This is a genomic window from Mycobacterium sp. OAS707 (genome assembly GCF_014873705.1).
Taxonomy (GTDB): Bacteria; Actinomycetota; Actinomycetes; order Mycobacteriales; family Mycobacteriaceae; genus Mycobacterium.
This window is the reverse complement of sequence record NZ_JADBDS010000003.1, coordinates 1,227,043-1,242,934: the sequence shown is the minus strand read 5'-3', so window position 1 is coordinate 1,242,934 and position 15,892 is coordinate 1,227,043. Positions and strand designations below refer to the sequence as shown.

The window sequence follows — 15,892 nt, the reverse complement described above, 5'->3', positions numbered from 1 at the left end:
GCTACTCCAGCAGCTTGCGGCGCATGGCCTCCGCGACGGCGGCGCCGCGGTCGCTGACACCGAGCTTCTCGTAGAGGCGTTGCACGTGCGTCTTGACCGTCGACGGGGCCAGGAACAGCTCCTTGGCCATCGCGGGAATGCTGCTGCCCCCCGCAATCAGCTTCAAGACCTCCCGTTCGCGCGGGCTGAGCACCGGGCCCTCGGGCTCGGCGCGCTTGCGGATCTCCCCGGCCAGGCCAGCGGCCAGGCTCGGTGCGACGACGTCGCGGCCCTTCGCGCAGTCCAGCACCGCGTTGATCAGCTCGCTGCGGGTCGACTCCTTCGGCAGAAAGCCGGCCGCCCCTTCCTGCAGCGCGCGGAAGACGATCGCCGACTCGTCGTGTGCCGACACCAGCAGCACCCGGGTCGGCAGTTCGTCGCGGAGCACAGCGGCCGCAACCTCCGCGCCGTCCATCCCCGGCATCCGGTAGTCGAGCAGGGCGACCTGCGGCGAGTGCGCACGAATCGCTTCGAGCGCCGAGAGGCCGTCGTCGGCTTCGGCCACCACCTCGATGGACCCGCTCGACGTCAGCGCACGGACCACCCCGTCGCGAAACAGCGGGTGGTCGTCACCCACCACCACACGCACCTTTTCGCTGGTCACCACGCCAGCGTCGCACAGCATCCACCCGTTCTTCCTCCGATTGGGGGACACGTGATTCATCCGTGTCCCCGGCCGATCGCCGGACATACAAACCCGTTGCGCTGCAGCACTCTTGAGTCATCGCCGGAACACACCGGCACAAGACATCAAAAGCCTACGCAGACAGGACAACTCACATGAACGCCACTCGAATCTTCGCCCTCCCGATCGTCGCGGCAGGCATCATCGGCGGCGCCGCCCTCGGCCTGGCGGGCACGGCCGGCGCAGCCACCACCGACGCGCAGCAGCCCAACATCGTCGCGGTGCCGTCGGTCAAGGCGCATCCGGCGCCCGACGCCCAGCCCGGCTGGCACTGGCACCACGGCGTGCACCACCTCGGCGACCTGCAGCCGAGCTACACCCGCTGACAACCGCCGCCGACCAGCACTTAGGCCCTCCCCGAGGAATTGGGGAGGGCCGCGCTGCGTTGCCGGCCAGTATGCGGATTGGCGTGACGTTCCCCCAGACAGAACTCGGCGGCGATGCGGGCGCGGTGCGCACCTACGGCCAATCGGTCGAGGAGTTGGGTTTCACCCATCTGCTGGCCTACGACCACGTCGTCGGCGCCGACCCCGAGGTGCACGAGGGCTGGGCAGGCCCCTATGACATCTGCACCACATTCCACGAGCCACTGGTCATGTTCGGCTACCTGGCGGCCATCACCACCACCCTGGAACTGGTGACCGGCGTGATCATCCTGCCGCAGCGCCAAGCGGTGCTCACCGCCAAACAGGCCGCGGAGGTCGACCTGCTCAGCGAGGGCCGGCTGCGCTTGGGCGTCGGGATCGGCTGGAACGCCGTCGAGTACGAGGCGCTCGGCGAGGACTTCACCAACCGGGGCAGGCGCCTTGGCGAACAGGTCGAGGTGATGCGCCGGCTGTGGTCCCAACAGTCCGTGACGTTCGCGGGCAAGCACCATCGCGTGACCGGAGCCGGCCTGGCGCCGCTACCCGTGCAGCGGCCCATCCCGGTGTGGATCGGCGCGGCCTCGCGGCCCGCGCTGGAGCGCGCAGGCCGGCTTGCCGACGGATGGTTCCCGATGACCGGGCCTGGGCCGAAACTCGACGAAGCCCGCGACATCGTCGCGCAGGCGGCGACTGAGGCGGGCCGCGACCCGTCGACGCTGGGCATGGAGGGCCGGGTCACCTGGGCGGGTGACGCGCAGCGGGTCGCCGACGAACTCGCCGAGTGGAAAGCCGCGGGCGCCACGCACATGACGATCAACACGATGGGCGCGGGTCTGCGCACCGTCGACGAGCACCTCGCCGCGTTGGCCGCCGCCGCCGAAACGCTTCCGACTTTTCCCTGACTTCCCCCGATTGGGGGACAAGCGGTTCATCCTGTCCTACCTCCGATCACCGGACATACAAAGCGTCCGCGGAACGGCACTCTTGAGTCATCCCCGGAACACACCGGCACAAGAACTCAAAAGCCTACGGAGACAGGACAACTCACATGAACACCACTCGAATCTTCGCCCTCCCGATCGTCGCGGCCGGCATCATCGGCGGCGCCGCCCTCGGACTGGCGGGCACGGCCAGCGCAGCCACCGCGGACACACCGCAGCATTCCACCGTGGCAGCCCCGAGCGTCAAGGCCCACCCGGCCCCCGACGCCACGCCGGGCTGGCGCTGGCACCACGGTGTCCACCACCTCGCCGACCTGCAGCCCCACTACACCCGCTGATAACCCCCAGACCGAAACCCTCCCCGAAGTAGCCCCGGGGAGGGTTTCTCAAAAACCAACCCCCACAGGAGAATTCAAATGAGCATCAATCGCAGCTTCGCCCGCTACATCGCCCTGCCCGCCATCTCGGCAGGCATCCTCGGCACCGCCGCCCTCGGCCTGGCCGGCATGGCCAACGCGGGCACCTATTCGTACGACCCGACACCGAGGCCAGGCATCGTCGCCACCCCGAACACCATCGCCCGGCCGCCGATCGTGGTGATCCCCCGCCACCGCTGGCATCACGACGGCGGCCTGATCATCACCGCTCCGGGTGGCGAATAACCGCCTGCCTACCGCGGCCGTCTGCCGCGGACCCGGACCATCAGCGGCAGGTGGAACCACCGGCCGGTGTCCTCCAATTCGTGGTGGGCGGCGGCCAGCGTGTCGGCCGAGAGTCCGTGCGCGATCATCTGTCCCGCCGCCTGCGTCCACGTCAGGCTCCACAACCGGGCTGCGGCCGACCCGCCGCGAAACAGTGGCGTCTCGGCGCTGGCCGTCACGTCGTCGAAGCCCAGCGTCACCAGCTGAGCCGGCAGCGTGCGCGCCCACCCGGCGTCGACCCCGCCGGCCTGGGAAAAGCGCACGAAGGCTCGCCAGGCCTCGCCGTATGCGCCGGCCATCTGGTCGGCGAGCCCGAACACGTCATGCTCCTCGATCGCCAGCCAGCCACCCGGGGATACGGCACGCGCAAGCTTGGTCAACACCTGTTCGCGCGCGGGGATGTGCAGCAGCACCAGCCGGGTGTGGACGAAATCGAAGACGCGCTCGCCGATGTCATCCGCGACAAGGTCGACCTGGCGAACCTCGCCGCCCAACGACGGCAGGTCGGAAAGGTGTCGCGGGTCGGCGTCCACCGCGACTACGCGACCGCCAGGCGAAGTCGTCGCGCACAGCCACCTGGCGAACGAGCCCCCGCCTGCACCCGCTTCCAGACAGCGCCAGCCAGGTCCCACCCCTATCTCGCGGGCGAACGCAATGCTGCCGGGATCAAACGTCGCGCCCAGCATCTCGAGGCGCTGCGCAGCGCGTTCCCAGGCATTCGGCACTGTGTAGTAGTCGGCGCCGTCGCCTCTCCCCGCCATACGGCAAACGCTAATGCAGCCACGCGCCTGTTGGCTGCTCCTACACTCACCGCTATGGGCCAGCCGAACCCGCTGCATGCGATGTGGTCGACGGTGGCCCCCTCCTGGGACCGCTATGCCGATTTCATCGACGACCGCGGCACCGCCGTCACCCAGGCGATGCTCTCGGCCGTCGACGTGCAGCCGGGTGATCGCGTGCTGGAATTGGGTTGCGGCCCAGGCGGACTCGGCATCGCCGCGGCCAAGCTGGTCGGCACCGAAGGCTGGGTTGTGCTTTCCGACGTCAGCCCCGAGATGGCGGCCATTGCCGCAGAGCGCGCCGAGCGGCTGGGACTGCGCAACGTCGACGCCCGGCAACTCGACATGGAACACATCGACGAGGCCGACTCGTCGTTCGACAAGGTCTTCAGCCGCGAGGCGTTGATGCTCGTGGCCGACCCCACCGCGGCGGCGCGGGAGGCACTGCGCGTGCTGCGTTCCGGTGGCGGCGCCGCGTTCTCGGTATGGGGACCGCCCACGGCCAACCCGTGGCTCAGCGCGCTCCTCGACGCGGTCGGTTCGCAGCTCGGAGCACCGGTCCCACCACCCGGCGTGCCGGGCCCGTTCTCGTTGTCGGCGCCAGGCGCGCTGGCGACGGTCTTGACCGACGCCGGGTTCGATGGCGTCGACATCCACGAGGTGGACGCGACCATGCATGTCGCGTCCCTCGACGAATGGTGGGAGATCGTGCCGTCGCTGGCAGGCCCGGTCGCCGCGCTGCTGGCCTCCCTGCCTGACGACGTGCGCTCCGCGATCCGCGATCAGGGCGAATCGGTGCTGACGGGTTATGCGGCCCAAACGGGGTACGCCATTCCCGGCAAGTGCCTGGTCGGCGTGGGCCGCGCCGCGGTTTGAACCCCCGTCCCTCGGGGAATCATTAGCCGACCTAGCTGCTCTTCTGGAGAGGTCGACCTGTAGTGGCACACCGCGTGGAGAACCCCGACGCTGCCGTCGAATCGGCGCAGCACCCCGACGAGTATCCGGACCGCATCGATGCAGGCCTGCTGAAGATCACCAGCGTCTGTGTGCTGGCCGCGATCATGACGATTCTCGACACCACCGTCGTCAACGTCGCCCAGCGCACCTTCATCAGCGACTTCGGTTCGACGCAGGCGGTCGTGGCCTGGACCGCAACCGGATACACGCTTGCGCTGGCGGCGGTCATCCCGCTGACCGGCTGGGCCGCCGACCGCTTCGGCACCAAGCGGTTGTTCATCGGCTCGGTCGTGTTGTTCACCGCCGGCTCACTGCTGTGTGCGATGGCGGGCGACGTCACGCAGCTGATCGCATTCCGGGTGCTGCAGGGGCTCGGCGGCGGCATGTTGATGCCTTTGGTCTTCACGATCCTGACGCGCGAGGCAGGCCCCCGGCGCATTGGACGGCTGATGGCGGTGTTGGGCATCCCGATGCTGCTCGGCCCGGTGGGCGGCCCCATCCTGGGTGGCTGGCTCATCGACGCGTACGGATGGCAGTGGATCTTCTTGATCAATGTGCCTATCGGCATCGTCTCCGTGGTGCTCGCGGTTCTGATCTTCGACAAGGACCGCCCGTCTGCGACGGAGTCGTTCGACCTGATCGGCATGCTGTTGCTGTCCCCCGGGCTGGCCACCTTCCTGTACGGCGTGTCGTCGCTGCCCGAGCACGGCCGGGTGACGGACGGCCACGTGTGGATTCCTGCGGTCATCGGTCTGGTGCTCGTCGCCTGCTTCGTCGCGCATGCGCTGACGCGTGCCGCGCAGCCGCTGATCGACCTACGGCTGTTCACCAACCGCTTGATGGCCATCGCCAACGCGTCCATGTTGGTCTTCGCCGCAGCGTTCTTCGGCGCAATCCTGTTGCTGCCCAGCTACTTTCAGCAAGTGTTTCACCAGACGCCGTTCCAGTCCGCGATCCACATCATTCCGCAGGGTCTCGGTGCGATGCTCACCATGCCGATCGCCGGTCGGATCATGGACCGGCAGGGGCCTGGCAAGATCGTGCTCGTCGGCATCACGCTGATGTGCGCCGGGATGGGCGCATTCGCCTACGGCAGCTGGCACCAGGACGCCTACTTCCCGGTACTCGTCACCGGCCTGACCGTGTTCGGGATGGGCATGGGCTGCACGATGATGCCGTTGTCGGGCTCGGCCGTGCAGACGCTGCGACCCGAGCAGGTGGCCCGCGGTTCGACGCTGATCAACGTCAACCAGCGCGTCGCCGGCTCCATCGGAACCGCGGTGATGTCGGTGATCCTGACCAATCAGATCAACGGAAGCGCAGCCCTTGCCGCCGCGAACAAGGTCGCCGCGCTGCAGGAAGCCGCCGCGAAAAGCGGCGTGCCGGTCAACCCGGCCGCTCTGCCACCCGAAGTGCGAGCACCCGGCTTCGCCGCGCAGGTCGCGCACGAGCTATCCCACGCGTACACGATGGTCTTCATCATCGCGGCGATACTGATCGCGCTGGCTTACCTGCCCGCCGCGTTCCTGCCCAAGAAGCAGGTGCAGATGGAGGCAGACGATCACCAGAGCGGGATGTCCAGGCCGTACTCCGACTCCGGCCGCGGGCCGAAGTAGCGTCGCTCCGACTCGTCGATCTTCACGTCGTTGATGCTGGCCTCGCGGCGCGCCATCAGACCCTCCGGCGTGAACTCCCACAGCTCGTTGCCGTAGCTGCGATACCACTGGCCGCTGGCGTCGCGGCTTTCGTACTGGAAGCGCACCGCCATCCGGTTCTCCCGAAAACCCCACAGGCTCTTGCGCAGTACGTAATCGAGCTCGCGTTCCCATTTGCGGGTCAGAAACGCCACGATCTGCTCGCGTCCGACCACGTGCTGGTCGCGGTTTCGCCACTGGGAGTCGACGGTGTAGGCCAGGCTGACTTTCTCGGGGTCGCGGGTGTTCCATGCGTCTTCGGCGGCCTGCACCTTCTGCCGTGCGGTCTCGAGGGTGAACGGGGGGAACGGCGGTCGGCTCTCGGTCATGTCATGTTTTACGCCCGACGCACTGCCAATGATTCCCCAATCGACAGGTGTCATATCGTGGCCGCATGGACTTCGCGATGTCGGCCAAGGGTCAGGACTACTACGACCGGCTAGCCGATTTCATGGTCGAGCACGTTTTCCCGGCCGAGGCCTCCTACGACGCGTACCGCGAGGAAAAGGGCCCGAAGGATCACACCGTGCCACCCGTGGTCGAGGAGCTCAAGAAGCTGGCCAAGGAAGCCGGCCTGTGGAACCTGTTCCTGCCGTCGGAGTCGGGGCTGACGAACCTCGAGTACGCGCCGCTGGCCGAGCTGACGGGCTGGAGCATGGAGCTCGCACCCGAGGCCACCAACTGCGCGGCACCCGATACCGGCAACATGGAGACGCTGCATCTGTTCGCCACCGACGAGCAGCGCAAGCAGTGGCTCGAGCCGCTGCTGAACGGCGAGATCCGCAGCGCGTTCGCGATGACCGAGCCCGCGGTGGCGTCCTCCGACGCCCGCAACATCCAGACCACGATGCTGCGCGACGGTGACGACTACGTCATCAACGGCCGCAAGTGGTGGATCTCGGGCGCCGCCGACCCGCGGTGTCGGATCCTGATCGTGATGGGCCGCACCAATCCGGATGCCGCCAGCCATCAGCAGCAGTCGATGATCCTGGTGCCGGTCGACACCCCGGGTGTCTCGATCGAGCGGTCGCTCCCGGTGTTCGGCTGGCAGGACCAGCACGGGCACTGCGAGATCAGCTTCGACAACGTGCGGGTGCCGGTCGCTAATCTGCTCGGTGAGGAAGGCGGCGGGTTCGCGATCGCCCAGGCCCGACTCGGACCGGGCCGCATCCACCACTGCATGCGCGCCATCGGCGTCGCCGAGCGGGCCATGGCGCTGATGATCGACCGGGTCAACACCCGCATCGCGTTCGGTAAGCCGTTGGCCGACCAAGGCGTGGTGCAGCAGCAGGTTGCGTTGTCGCGCAACGAGATCGACCAGGCCAGGTTGCTCTGTCACAAGGCGGCGTGGACCATCGATCAACACGGCAACAGGAGCAAGGACGCCCAGCAGCACGTCGCGATGATCAAGGCGGTCGCGCCGCAGATGGCGTGCAACGTGATCGACCGGGCGATCCAGGTGCACGGCGCGGCAGGTATCAGCGACGACACCGTGCTGGCCCGGCTCTACGGGTGGCACCGCGCGATGCGGCTGTTCGACGGGCCCGACGAGGTGCACATGCGGACCATCGCCCGCAACGAACTCGGCCGCGAGAAGTCGGCGTTTGCGGCGGCGGTGACGGGCTAGTGGCGGTCGGCATCGGGGAACTGTCGGGAGCGTGGAACTTTCGTGATGTGGCGGAGGAAACGGGCGTGCGGCCGGGCCGGTTCTTCCGGTCCAGCGAGCTGAGCCACCTCGACGACTCGGGCCGTGAGGCGTTTCGCCAGTTGGGCATCACCGATGTCGCCGACCTGCGCTCGGCTCGCGAGATCGACCGCCACGGACCGGGACTGGTGCCGCCTGGCGTCGAGGTGCACCTGTTGCACTTCCACGAGGTGTCGGCCGTCGACGGCGAGGCACCGCACGAGACCGCCTTCCAGAAGATGATGGGCGAGAAGCCAGACGACGAGGACATCGACGCCGCGGCCCGCCGATTCATGACCGAGGAATACCTGCGCTTCCCCACCCTGGGCGGCGCGCAACGCGCTGTGCGGCAAGTCATTTCGCTGCTAGCCAACGAGCGACCGGTGATCGCGCACTGCTTCGCAGGCAAGGACAGAACCGGTTTCACCGTGGCGACGGTGCTCGGCGCCGTCGGCGTCGATCGCGACGTCATCGTGGCCGATTTCCTGCGCAGCAACGACGCGGTGCCGCGGCTGCGGGAGCAGATCCTGGCTTCGATCCGCGAGCGAACCGATACGGCGGAAGAGGTGACGTTCGCCGAGGCGCGGCTGACCGACGCGGTGCTCGGCGTGCAGGAGGAATACCTGGACGCCTCGCGCCGGTCGATCGAAGAGAACTACGGATCGCTGCGGGGTTACCTCGAAGCGGCGGGCGTTCCTGCCGCCGATCTCGCGCGGGTGCGCACGGCGCTGTTGGGATAGTTCCCGAATTGCCCGCGTAGGCAGCGACAGTGGCCGGTAGCGTCGGTGCCGACGATGATTCCGGAAACGCATTCGCTGGTATTGACCACCGACTACCGCGTGCCCGACCCCAGTCGGGTGTGGCCGCTGCTGCAGCGGCGCCGCGACGGCCTTGCCGCGCTCGGGGCGCACCACGTGTTCGTCTTCACCTCCACCACCGACCCCGAGCGGGTGCTGGTGACGATCGCGCTGCAGACCCGGGAACCCGTCGTCGAACTGTTGCGATCACGCGCCTTCTTCGAATGGTTCGACGCCGTCGGTGTCGAGGATCTGCCCGCGGTGTTCGCAGGCGAGCTGATCGAGCGGTTCGACTTCGTGGCCGAAGCCAATGCGCCGGGCGTCGTGGTCGCGGGGATCATCTGTGTGGACGATCCGGCTGTCTTTCGCGGCCAGGTCCGCCAGACCCGGGACATGTTCCTGGAGGCCGGGATTCGGCGCGTGCGGATCTTCGAGGCCTTCGACGATCCCAACGAGATCATGTTCCTGCACGAGCTGTCCGATGCGGGCACGGCAGAGCGTTGGCTGCGCCGTCCCGACGTAGCCGCCGAATGGTTTTCCGATGCCGGGGTTGGCGCCTATCCGCCGTTGTTCGTCGGCAGGTTGGCGCACATGATGCGTATCGAGCGCTGATGTACGTCTGCCTGTGCCTCGGTGTCACCAGCGACACCATCAGCCGGGCGGTGGCCTCGGGCGCGACGACGTCCAAAGAGGTCGCGCAGGCGTGCGGCGCAGGATCGGAATGCGGCCGCTGCCGGCGCACCGTTCGCGCGATCATCGCCGCTAGTGAGTCAGATAGACGCCCGCCGCCCAGACAGCAGTAGCGAGCAGCGCACCGCACAACTCGATGCCGACCGAAAGCGCGACGCCCTTCAGCGCGTGCTTCGTCGATGTCCATGCCACGCGCTGGTCGTGTCGCTTCGCCAGTTCGGCCAGATAGATTCCCAGCACGAAACCGATCAGCAAGCCCAGCACGGGAATCACGAAGAACCCGACGATGCCTAGCACAGCGCCTGCCACCAAGCTCCACGTGCTGACGTCGGCGGCCCGCATGCGTCGCGCCGGCCACAGGTACTTGATCAATGTCGAGACCGCCAGCAGAGCGGTTACCACCCCGAGCGTCGCCCATGAGGTCACGTTGTGCTCGGCGACCGCCCATACCGCGATCGCCGCGAACACCAGCAGTGTTCCCGGCAACAGCGGCACGACGATGCCGACCAACCCGACGAAGATGACGAGCGCGACGAGCAGGATGCCGCCGGTGCTCATGCGCCTAGCTGTGCGGCGAGGTCCAGGAAATCGTTTGCGACGTAATCGAACTCGTCGTCTTTGACACTGTGCGGCGCGCGCCCGGGGCCGTGTTCGAGGGGCCGGTCGACGTACGCGGTCTTGAGTCCACTGGCGTGGGCCGCTTTCAGGTCGCTGGGATGCGCGGCGACGAGCATCAGCTCATCCGGCTGCACGCCGAGGAGATCAGCGCAGCCGAGGTACGCCTGCGGATCGGGCTTGTAGTGGTGGAACAGTTCGGCGGAGATCACGCAGTCCCATGGCAGGCCGGCGCGCTTGGCCATGTTGGTCAGCAGCGACATGTTGCCGTTGGAAAGCGTTGTGATGACGAACTTCTCCTTCAACCGCGTCAGCCCACCAACGCTGTCCGGCCACGGGTCCAGACGGTGCCAGGCGCGATTGAGCTCGTCGATGTCGTCGTCGCTCACCGACACCTCACCCAGCAGTTCGACGAGGATCATCCGGTGCAGGTCGTCGATACGCGTCCACGGCAGTTCGCCGCGGCGAACGCGATCCATCGCGGGCGCATATCCGGCGCGCCAGTTGTCGGCGAAGGTCGCCCAATCCTGGTGCAGCCCATGGCGTTGGCCGAACTGTTCGAGCTCACCGATGATGCTCGACCGCCAGTCGACGACCGTCCCGAAGACGTCGAACGCCAGCGCGCGCACACTCATCACGGCTCCAGCACGACCTTGCCGAGCACCCCGCCGTCGGCCAGGCTCTGTAACGCGGCGCTGCCTTCGGCCAGTGGATACCTGATCGGTGGTGGCGGCCGCAGCCCCGCCTTGACCAGTTCGTTGACGCCGTACTCGAACAACGACTGCGCGCCAGGCTTGCGGTTGACGAATTCGCCGTAGCCGACGCCGATCACGCTGATGTTGCGCAACAGCAGCCGGTTGACCTTGACCGTCGGAATGCCGCCTGCGGCAAAGCCGATCACCAACAACCGACCCTCGGTGTCCAGCGCCCGGATCGCGTCGTCGAACGCGTCGCCGCCGACGGGATCGACCACCAGATCGACCCCACGGCCGTCGGTTGCGTCCTTCACCGCAGCCAGCCACCCCTCAGTCAGCGGCAGCACGACGTCGGCGCCGAGCGACTTCACGAAGTCCATCGCCTCGGGCCGGTGCACCATCGCGATGACCCGCGCGCCGAGTGCCTTGGCGATCTGTACGGACGCGGTGCCGATGCCGCCGCCCGAGCCGAGCACCAGCACCGTCTCGCCCTGGCGCAGCGCGCCGCGTTTGGCAAGCGCGAAATACATCGTCTGGTAGTTGCCAAGCAGCGCAACGGCTTCGGCGTCGTCGATGCCGTCCGGCGTCGGCTTCAGGTTCTCGGCCGCCACGGCCACCTGTTCTGCCCAGCCGCCCAGCATTGACAGCGCCGTGACGCGTTGGCCCGGTTTGAACTCGGACTCATACGGCGCGGAGCGCACCACCCCGGCGACCTCCATGCCGGGAATGAACGGCGGCTCCAGACGAAGCTGATACTCGCCGCGCAGCAGCAGCAGGTCGGGGAAGCTCACGCCCGCCGCACCGACGTCGATGACAACGACATCGTCGCCCTTCACGTCATCGACGTCGGTGTACTTCAGTCCGGCTGGTCCGGAAAGTTCCTGCGCGACAAGCGCTTTCATCCGGAACCGGTCAGCGCAGGCTGAATGCGGCTGGTTGGGCCGCAGACAGGTCGGTGATCTCGCCCCACTTGCCGGAGACCTCGTCGACACTTGGCACGTGGTCGAACGTGACACCATCGGTCTGGAACAGCGCCGCCCGCTGCACTTTGCCGCCGCCGACGATGAAGATCGACGCGGTCTCGGGCACCTCCTCGGTGCACAGATACGCGACCACGGGTGCCACGTATTCGGGCGTCAGCTTCTCCAGTACTTCCTTCGGAAGGATGTCTTCGGTCATGCGGGTGGCGGCGATCGGCGCGACCGCGTTGGTCTTGATGTTGTACTTCGCGCCCTCTTGAGCCAGCGTGTTGATCAGGCCGACGAGCCCCAGTTTGGCTGCGCTGTAGTTGGCCTGACCGAAGTTGCCGAACAGGCCGCTGGTCGAGGTGGCGACGACGACGCGGCCGTAGCTCTGCTCACGGAAGTGCGGCCACGCCGCCCGGATCACGTTGTAGCCGCCGTACAGGTGCACCTTGAGCACGGAGTCCCAGTTGGCGAACTCCATCTTGTGGAAGGTGCCGTCGCGCAGGATGCCCGCGTTGGAAACCACGCCGTCGACCTTGCCGAACTCGTCGATCGCGGTCTTGATGATGTTCTCGGCGCCCTCGGACTCGGCAACGGAGTCGTAGTTGGCGACGGCGCGACCGCCTGCGTCCTTGATCTCCTTGACCACCTGGTCGGCCATGTTGTGTCCGGCGCCGGTGCCGTCGCGCGCACCGCCGAGGTCATTGACGACGACGCTGGCGCCCTCCTTGGCGAGCGTCAACGCATACTCGCGCCCGAGTCCGCCTCCGGCCCCGGTGACGACGATGACGCGATCCTGCACTCCTGGCATGAGGTTCCTTTCTCAGAACAGCCGTCTTGCGAGCTTGAAAGCCTTCTCTGTATACGGGGGATAGATGAACGCGCCGACATCGGGTCGGGTTGGCTTGGTCATCACGGTCTTGCGGTGGCTGAACTGCTCGAAGCCGAACTTGCCGTGGTAGGCGCCCATGCCCGAAGGGCCGACGCCGCCGAACGGCAACTTGTTGGTCGAGAACTGGAAGAGCAGGTGGTTGATCACCATGCCGCCTGCCGGAACCTCTTTGATCACCCGCTCGCGGATGCTCTTGGTCTTGGTGAACAGGTAGGCGGCCAACGGCTTTGGCCGCGAGTTCACGAAACCGATTGCGTCGTCGAGTGATTGGACGGTCATGATCGGCAGGATCGGGCCGAAGATCTCATCGGTCATCAACGGCTCGGCCGGGTCGGGGTCGACGACGACCGTGGGCTGGATGCTGATCTTCGACGGATCCGAGCCGCCGCCGATGACGACGTCACCCTTGGTCGCGGCCAGCGACGCCGTGAGCCGGTCGAAGTGGCGCTCGTTCACGATCCGCTTGCCGCCGGGGTTTTGTGACTCGAAGGTCGTCACCGCGGCCTTGATCTTGTCGACGAGTTCGTCGCGGATCTTCGCATCGGCGATCACGTAGTCCGGCGCGATGCAGATCTGCCCGGAGTTGATCAGCTTCGTCCAGGCGATCCGCTTGGCCGCGACGTCGATGTCGGCGTCCGCGGCCACGATCACCGGGCTCTTTCCGCCCAGCTCCAACGTGACCGGTGTCAGGTGCGGGGCGGCGCCTTCGTAGACCTTTCGGCCGATCTCGGTGCCACCCGTGAAGCAGATGTGGTCAAAGCCCTGGGCGATGAGCTCCTGGCTGACCGCGCCGTCGCCCTCGATCACCGCGATCGCGTCGGGGTCCAGATACTTGGGCACCAGTTCGGCCATCATCGCCGACGAGGCCGGGCACACCTCCGAGGGCTTGAGCAAGACGGTGTTCCCCGCGGCGATCGCGCCGACGGCGGGGCCGAGCGTCAACACGAACGGGAAGTTCCACGCGCCGATCACCAGCACCGTGCCGTATGGCTCGTATTCGACCCACCCGCGCCCGGGCAGCTGCGACATCTCCAGCAGCCGGTAGCGGCGGCGCATCCACTTCTTGACGTTCTTGGCGGCGTCCTTCGCCTCCCCCGCGGTGCTGGCGATGTCGGCCAGCCATGCCTCGAACGGGCTGCGGCCGAGGTCCTTCTCGAGGGCCTCCATCAGCGCGCCCTCGTTTTCGACCATCATCTTCTCGAGCGCCAGCAGCTGCTGCTTGCGCCACTCGACGCTGCGAGTGCGGCCGGTCTTGAAGGTCTCCCTGAGCCGGCGGACGGTGCCTGGGATGTCTGGGGTATCGCTGGCGGGCGTTTGAATGGTTTCAGGCGCCACTGATTCGGTGGTCATGGTGGGTGTCCTTCCTGACCCGAGGAGGAATACCCGATCCTAACCAACCGGTTGGCTCGGCCAATAGGCCCAGTTTCCCGCCGCTGACCGACCGTGTTTGTGCGGGGACACGCCGCGATAACGCGTGCAAACGCGGTCGCTCGCGGCAGTTGGGGGTTAGGTACTCAGCCCGGGATGACCGGCAGTGTGATGGCCGAGGGATGCGCCGCGTCATGCAGGATCGTCTGGACCGCGGTCTGGACGGCGGCGTTCTCACCGAAGGGCGCACCGGTGTTGGGGTTCGGCGCGAACTGCGGATAGTCGCTGCTGGAGATCTCGAGGCGGATGCGGTCGCCCTTCCGGAACTCGTAGCTCGTCGGCCAGATCTGGACCCGATATTCATACGGGCGGCCCGGCACCGTCGGCGTCGGGGTGGCCAGCGAATCGCGGAAAGCGGTGCGCAGGATGCCGTTGTTGAGGTTGATCACGCTGCCGTCCGGTTTGGCCACCGTCAGCTTGGCCGTGAAATCCGTATCGGGTGCGCTGGACTGCGCCCACAGTCGCACCGTCACCGGCCCGGTGACCTCGGTGTCGCTCGATAGCGGACCACCGTCGTAGACGAGTACGTCGGAGCGTTGTTCGACAGGGACCTGGTCGAACGGCCCCTGCGGACCCGAGCTTGCGCCGCAGCACGAATGCCCACCCAGGCTGGGCGCCGGGAAGGCGGGGTCGTAGGTGTAGGTGTCTGGCGGCTGTGCACCCGGTGCGCTCGTGACGAGTTGCCCCTTGCGGTCGGCGATCCCACCGGGGCCCGACAGGTAGAAGGTCGTCCATTTCGTCTGCGGCAGCGGCCATTTCGTCGCCGACTTCCACTTGTCGGCACCCATCACGAAATAGTCGACGCGCGGGCCAGTGGCGGCGCCGTTGTTCTGTCCCTTGAGGAAGTGGTCGAACCACTCCAGCATCACGTCGTTGATCGGGCTGTCTCCGACTGCGCCGATGTCGTGCAGCAGTGGCGCGGGCTGCGAGTCAGGCCGTCCCCAGTTGACGTGGTCCCATGGCCCGATCACCAGCCGCTGATTGGCGCGAGCCGAGTCGGAGCCGCCGTTGGCAACCATGCCGGTGAAGTTCTCCACGCCGCCCGCGAGGAACGCGTCATACCAGCCCTCGAAGTCGAGCACCGGCACCTTCACCGAGGCGTAGCGATCCCGGATGCTGACCTTCGTCCAGAAATCGTCACGAGCCGAGTGCCGGATCCAGTCGAAATACCACGGCGCGACGGCGGGGTTCTGCGGCTGCATCGGCGGCAGGTCCTTGAACGGCCGGAAGTTCATCCACCGCGTCGGATCGGCCTCCGCCGCTGTCAGCTCGTCGACCGCCACGTGATCACCGCGGTTTTTCGCGGCGCCCAATGCGAGCGAGCCGATCGCCCACGGCTGCACGAACGCCAGCCGGAATTCGCCGCCCTCGTAGGTCCATCCGTCGTAGTAGTCCGACGCCGTGTTGGCGGGTGCGATCGTCACCAAATGCGGCGGCGCGGCCACGGCGGCGAGCCATTGGGTGGCACCGACGTAGGACGAGCCGTACATGCCCACCTTGCCGTTGGAACCGGGCAGCGCGGCGGCCCACTCGACCGAGTCGTAACCGTCGGCCATGTCGTTGGTGAACTCGCTGAACGTTCCGCCCGAGGTGCCCTGGCCGCGGACGTCCTGAATCACCACGAGGTAGCAGTGCGATGCGAACCAGTCCGGCGGCTGATATCGCTCAGGCGTCACCTGTGCGCCGGACTTTCCGTACTGGGTGCGCATCAGGATGACCGGCACGGGATCGGCGGTGCGCGGCCGATAGACGTCGGCCCGCAACACGGTGCCGTCGCGCATCGTGGCGGGCACGTCTGCTTGTTTCGAGACCTCACACGGGCCACGTCCGGCACTCGGCGGGAACGGTCGAGACGCACCGGCATGATGGTCGGCGCATCCGCTGAAAACCAGGACTACGACCGCCACAACGGCGCCGATGCGGACAGCGGCTACGCGCACACCATGAAGTTAACGCCTCGCGGCT

The 15,892-nt window shown here is 67.2% G+C and carries 19 protein-coding genes; 10 read left to right on the top strand and 9 right to left on the bottom strand.

Annotated elements, in window-relative coordinates:
• Position 1: 1 nt before the first annotated feature.
• A complete protein-coding gene (locus tag GGC64_RS24320) occupies positions 2-664 on the bottom strand; it encodes a response regulator transcription factor (protein ID WP_192725041.1) in 663 nt (220 codons plus the stop codon).
• A 155-nt stretch (positions 665-819) separates the two neighbouring features.
• Between GGC64_RS24320 and GGC64_RS24315 the strand changes: the two genes are divergently transcribed.
• The 4 genes from GGC64_RS24315 to GGC64_RS24300 all read left to right on the top strand — a co-directional run bounded on the left by GGC64_RS24315 (position 820) and on the right by GGC64_RS24300 (position 2,692).
• Positions 820-1,050, top strand: a complete 231-nt coding sequence (locus GGC64_RS24315; RefSeq protein WP_192725040.1) for a hypothetical protein — start codon at positions 820-822, stop codon at positions 1,048-1,050.
• Between the two features lie 71 nt (positions 1,051-1,121).
• Entirely contained in the window at positions 1,122-1,991 is an 870-nt protein-coding gene (locus GGC64_RS24310) for an LLM class F420-dependent oxidoreductase (RefSeq protein ID WP_192725039.1), read from the top strand.
• A 146-nt stretch (positions 1,992-2,137) separates the two neighbouring features.
• Complete coding sequence (locus GGC64_RS24305) at positions 2,138-2,368, top strand: hypothetical protein (protein WP_192725038.1); 231 nt, start codon at positions 2,138-2,140, stop codon at positions 2,366-2,368.
• A gap of 78 nt (positions 2,369-2,446) precedes the next feature.
• Complete coding sequence (locus tag GGC64_RS24300; protein WP_192725037.1) at positions 2,447-2,692, top strand: hypothetical protein; 246 nt, start codon at positions 2,447-2,449, stop codon at positions 2,690-2,692.
• A gap of 8 nt (positions 2,693-2,700) precedes the next feature.
• Here the strand turns inward: GGC64_RS24300 and GGC64_RS24295 are convergent, their stop codons facing one another.
• Entirely contained in the window at positions 2,701-3,492 is a 792-nt protein-coding gene (locus tag GGC64_RS24295; RefSeq protein ID WP_192725036.1) for a class I SAM-dependent methyltransferase, read from the bottom strand.
• Between the two features lie 54 nt (positions 3,493-3,546).
• On the opposite strand from GGC64_RS24295, the gene GGC64_RS24290 reads away from it, so the two are divergent.
• Both GGC64_RS24290 and GGC64_RS24285 read left to right on the top strand, forming a co-directional pair.
• Positions 3,547-4,386, top strand: a complete 840-nt coding sequence (locus GGC64_RS24290) for a class I SAM-dependent methyltransferase (protein WP_192725035.1) — start codon at positions 3,547-3,549, stop codon at positions 4,384-4,386.
• Between the two features lie 62 nt (positions 4,387-4,448).
• Positions 4,449-6,083 carry a DHA2 family efflux MFS transporter permease subunit gene (locus GGC64_RS24285; protein ID WP_192725034.1) on the top strand — a complete coding sequence of 545 codons (1,635 nt, stop codon included), beginning with the start codon at positions 4,449-4,451 and terminating at the stop codon, positions 6,081-6,083.
• On the opposite strand, the gene GGC64_RS24280 is transcribed toward GGC64_RS24285, so the two are convergent.
• On the bottom strand, positions 6,029-6,490 hold the full coding sequence (locus tag GGC64_RS24280; protein ID WP_192725033.1) for a nuclear transport factor 2 family protein: 462 nt from the start codon (positions 6,488-6,490) through the stop codon (positions 6,029-6,031). The two genes, GGC64_RS24285 and GGC64_RS24280, sit on opposite strands and share 55 nt — an antisense overlap.
• A 77-nt stretch (positions 6,491-6,567) precedes the next feature.
• Between GGC64_RS24280 and GGC64_RS24275 the strand changes: the two genes are divergently transcribed.
• The 4 genes from GGC64_RS24275 to GGC64_RS24260 are packed head-to-tail and all read left to right on the top strand — an operon-like array spanning position 6,568 to position 9,445.
• Positions 6,568-7,788, top strand: a complete 1,221-nt coding sequence (locus GGC64_RS24275; protein ID WP_192725273.1) for an acyl-CoA dehydrogenase family protein — start codon at positions 6,568-6,570, stop codon at positions 7,786-7,788.
• A complete protein-coding gene (locus GGC64_RS24270; RefSeq protein WP_192725032.1) occupies positions 7,788-8,585 on the top strand; it encodes a tyrosine-protein phosphatase in 798 nt (265 codons plus the stop codon). The genes GGC64_RS24275 and GGC64_RS24270 overlap by 1 nt, the downstream gene beginning before the upstream one ends.
• 54 nt (positions 8,586-8,639) lie before the next feature.
• Positions 8,640-9,254, top strand: a complete 615-nt coding sequence (locus GGC64_RS24265; RefSeq protein WP_192725031.1) for a fatty-acid--CoA ligase — start codon at positions 8,640-8,642, stop codon at positions 9,252-9,254.
• Positions 9,254-9,445, top strand: a complete 192-nt coding sequence (locus GGC64_RS24260; protein WP_192725030.1) for a bacterioferritin-associated ferredoxin — start codon at positions 9,254-9,256, stop codon at positions 9,443-9,445. Before GGC64_RS24265 ends, GGC64_RS24260 begins: the two co-directional genes overlap by 1 nt.
• Here GGC64_RS24260 and GGC64_RS24255 read toward each other — a convergent pair.
• From GGC64_RS24255 to GGC64_RS24230, 6 genes are all read right to left on the bottom strand, one after another.
• A complete protein-coding gene (locus GGC64_RS24255) occupies positions 9,405-9,890 on the bottom strand; it encodes a DUF456 domain-containing protein (RefSeq protein ID WP_192725029.1) in 486 nt (161 codons plus the stop codon). The two genes, GGC64_RS24260 and GGC64_RS24255, sit on opposite strands and share 41 nt — an antisense overlap.
• Positions 9,887-10,582 (bottom strand): haloacid dehalogenase type II, encoded by a 696-nt coding sequence (locus tag GGC64_RS24250; RefSeq protein WP_192725028.1) that lies wholly within the window; start codon positions 10,580-10,582, stop codon positions 9,887-9,889. The genes GGC64_RS24255 and GGC64_RS24250 overlap by 4 nt, the downstream gene beginning before the upstream one ends.
• Positions 10,582-11,544 carry an NADPH:quinone oxidoreductase family protein gene (locus GGC64_RS24245; RefSeq protein WP_192725027.1) on the bottom strand — a complete coding sequence of 321 codons (963 nt, stop codon included), beginning with the start codon at positions 11,542-11,544 and terminating at the stop codon, positions 10,582-10,584. The genes GGC64_RS24250 and GGC64_RS24245 overlap by 1 nt, the downstream gene beginning before the upstream one ends.
• A 10-nt stretch (positions 11,545-11,554) precedes the next feature.
• On the bottom strand, positions 11,555-12,418 hold the full coding sequence (locus GGC64_RS24240; RefSeq protein WP_192725026.1) for an SDR family oxidoreductase: 864 nt from the start codon (positions 12,416-12,418) through the stop codon (positions 11,555-11,557).
• A gap of 12 nt (positions 12,419-12,430) precedes the next feature.
• Positions 12,431-13,849 carry an aldehyde dehydrogenase family protein gene (locus GGC64_RS24235; protein WP_192725025.1) on the bottom strand — a complete coding sequence of 473 codons (1,419 nt, stop codon included), beginning with the start codon at positions 13,847-13,849 and terminating at the stop codon, positions 12,431-12,433.
• Positions 13,850-14,013: 164 nt separating this feature from the next.
• Positions 14,014-15,867, bottom strand: coding sequence for a CocE/NonD family hydrolase (locus GGC64_RS24230; RefSeq protein WP_192725024.1), 1,854 nt, complete (start codon positions 15,865-15,867; stop codon positions 14,014-14,016).
• Between the last annotated feature and the right edge of the window lie 25 nt (positions 15,868-15,892).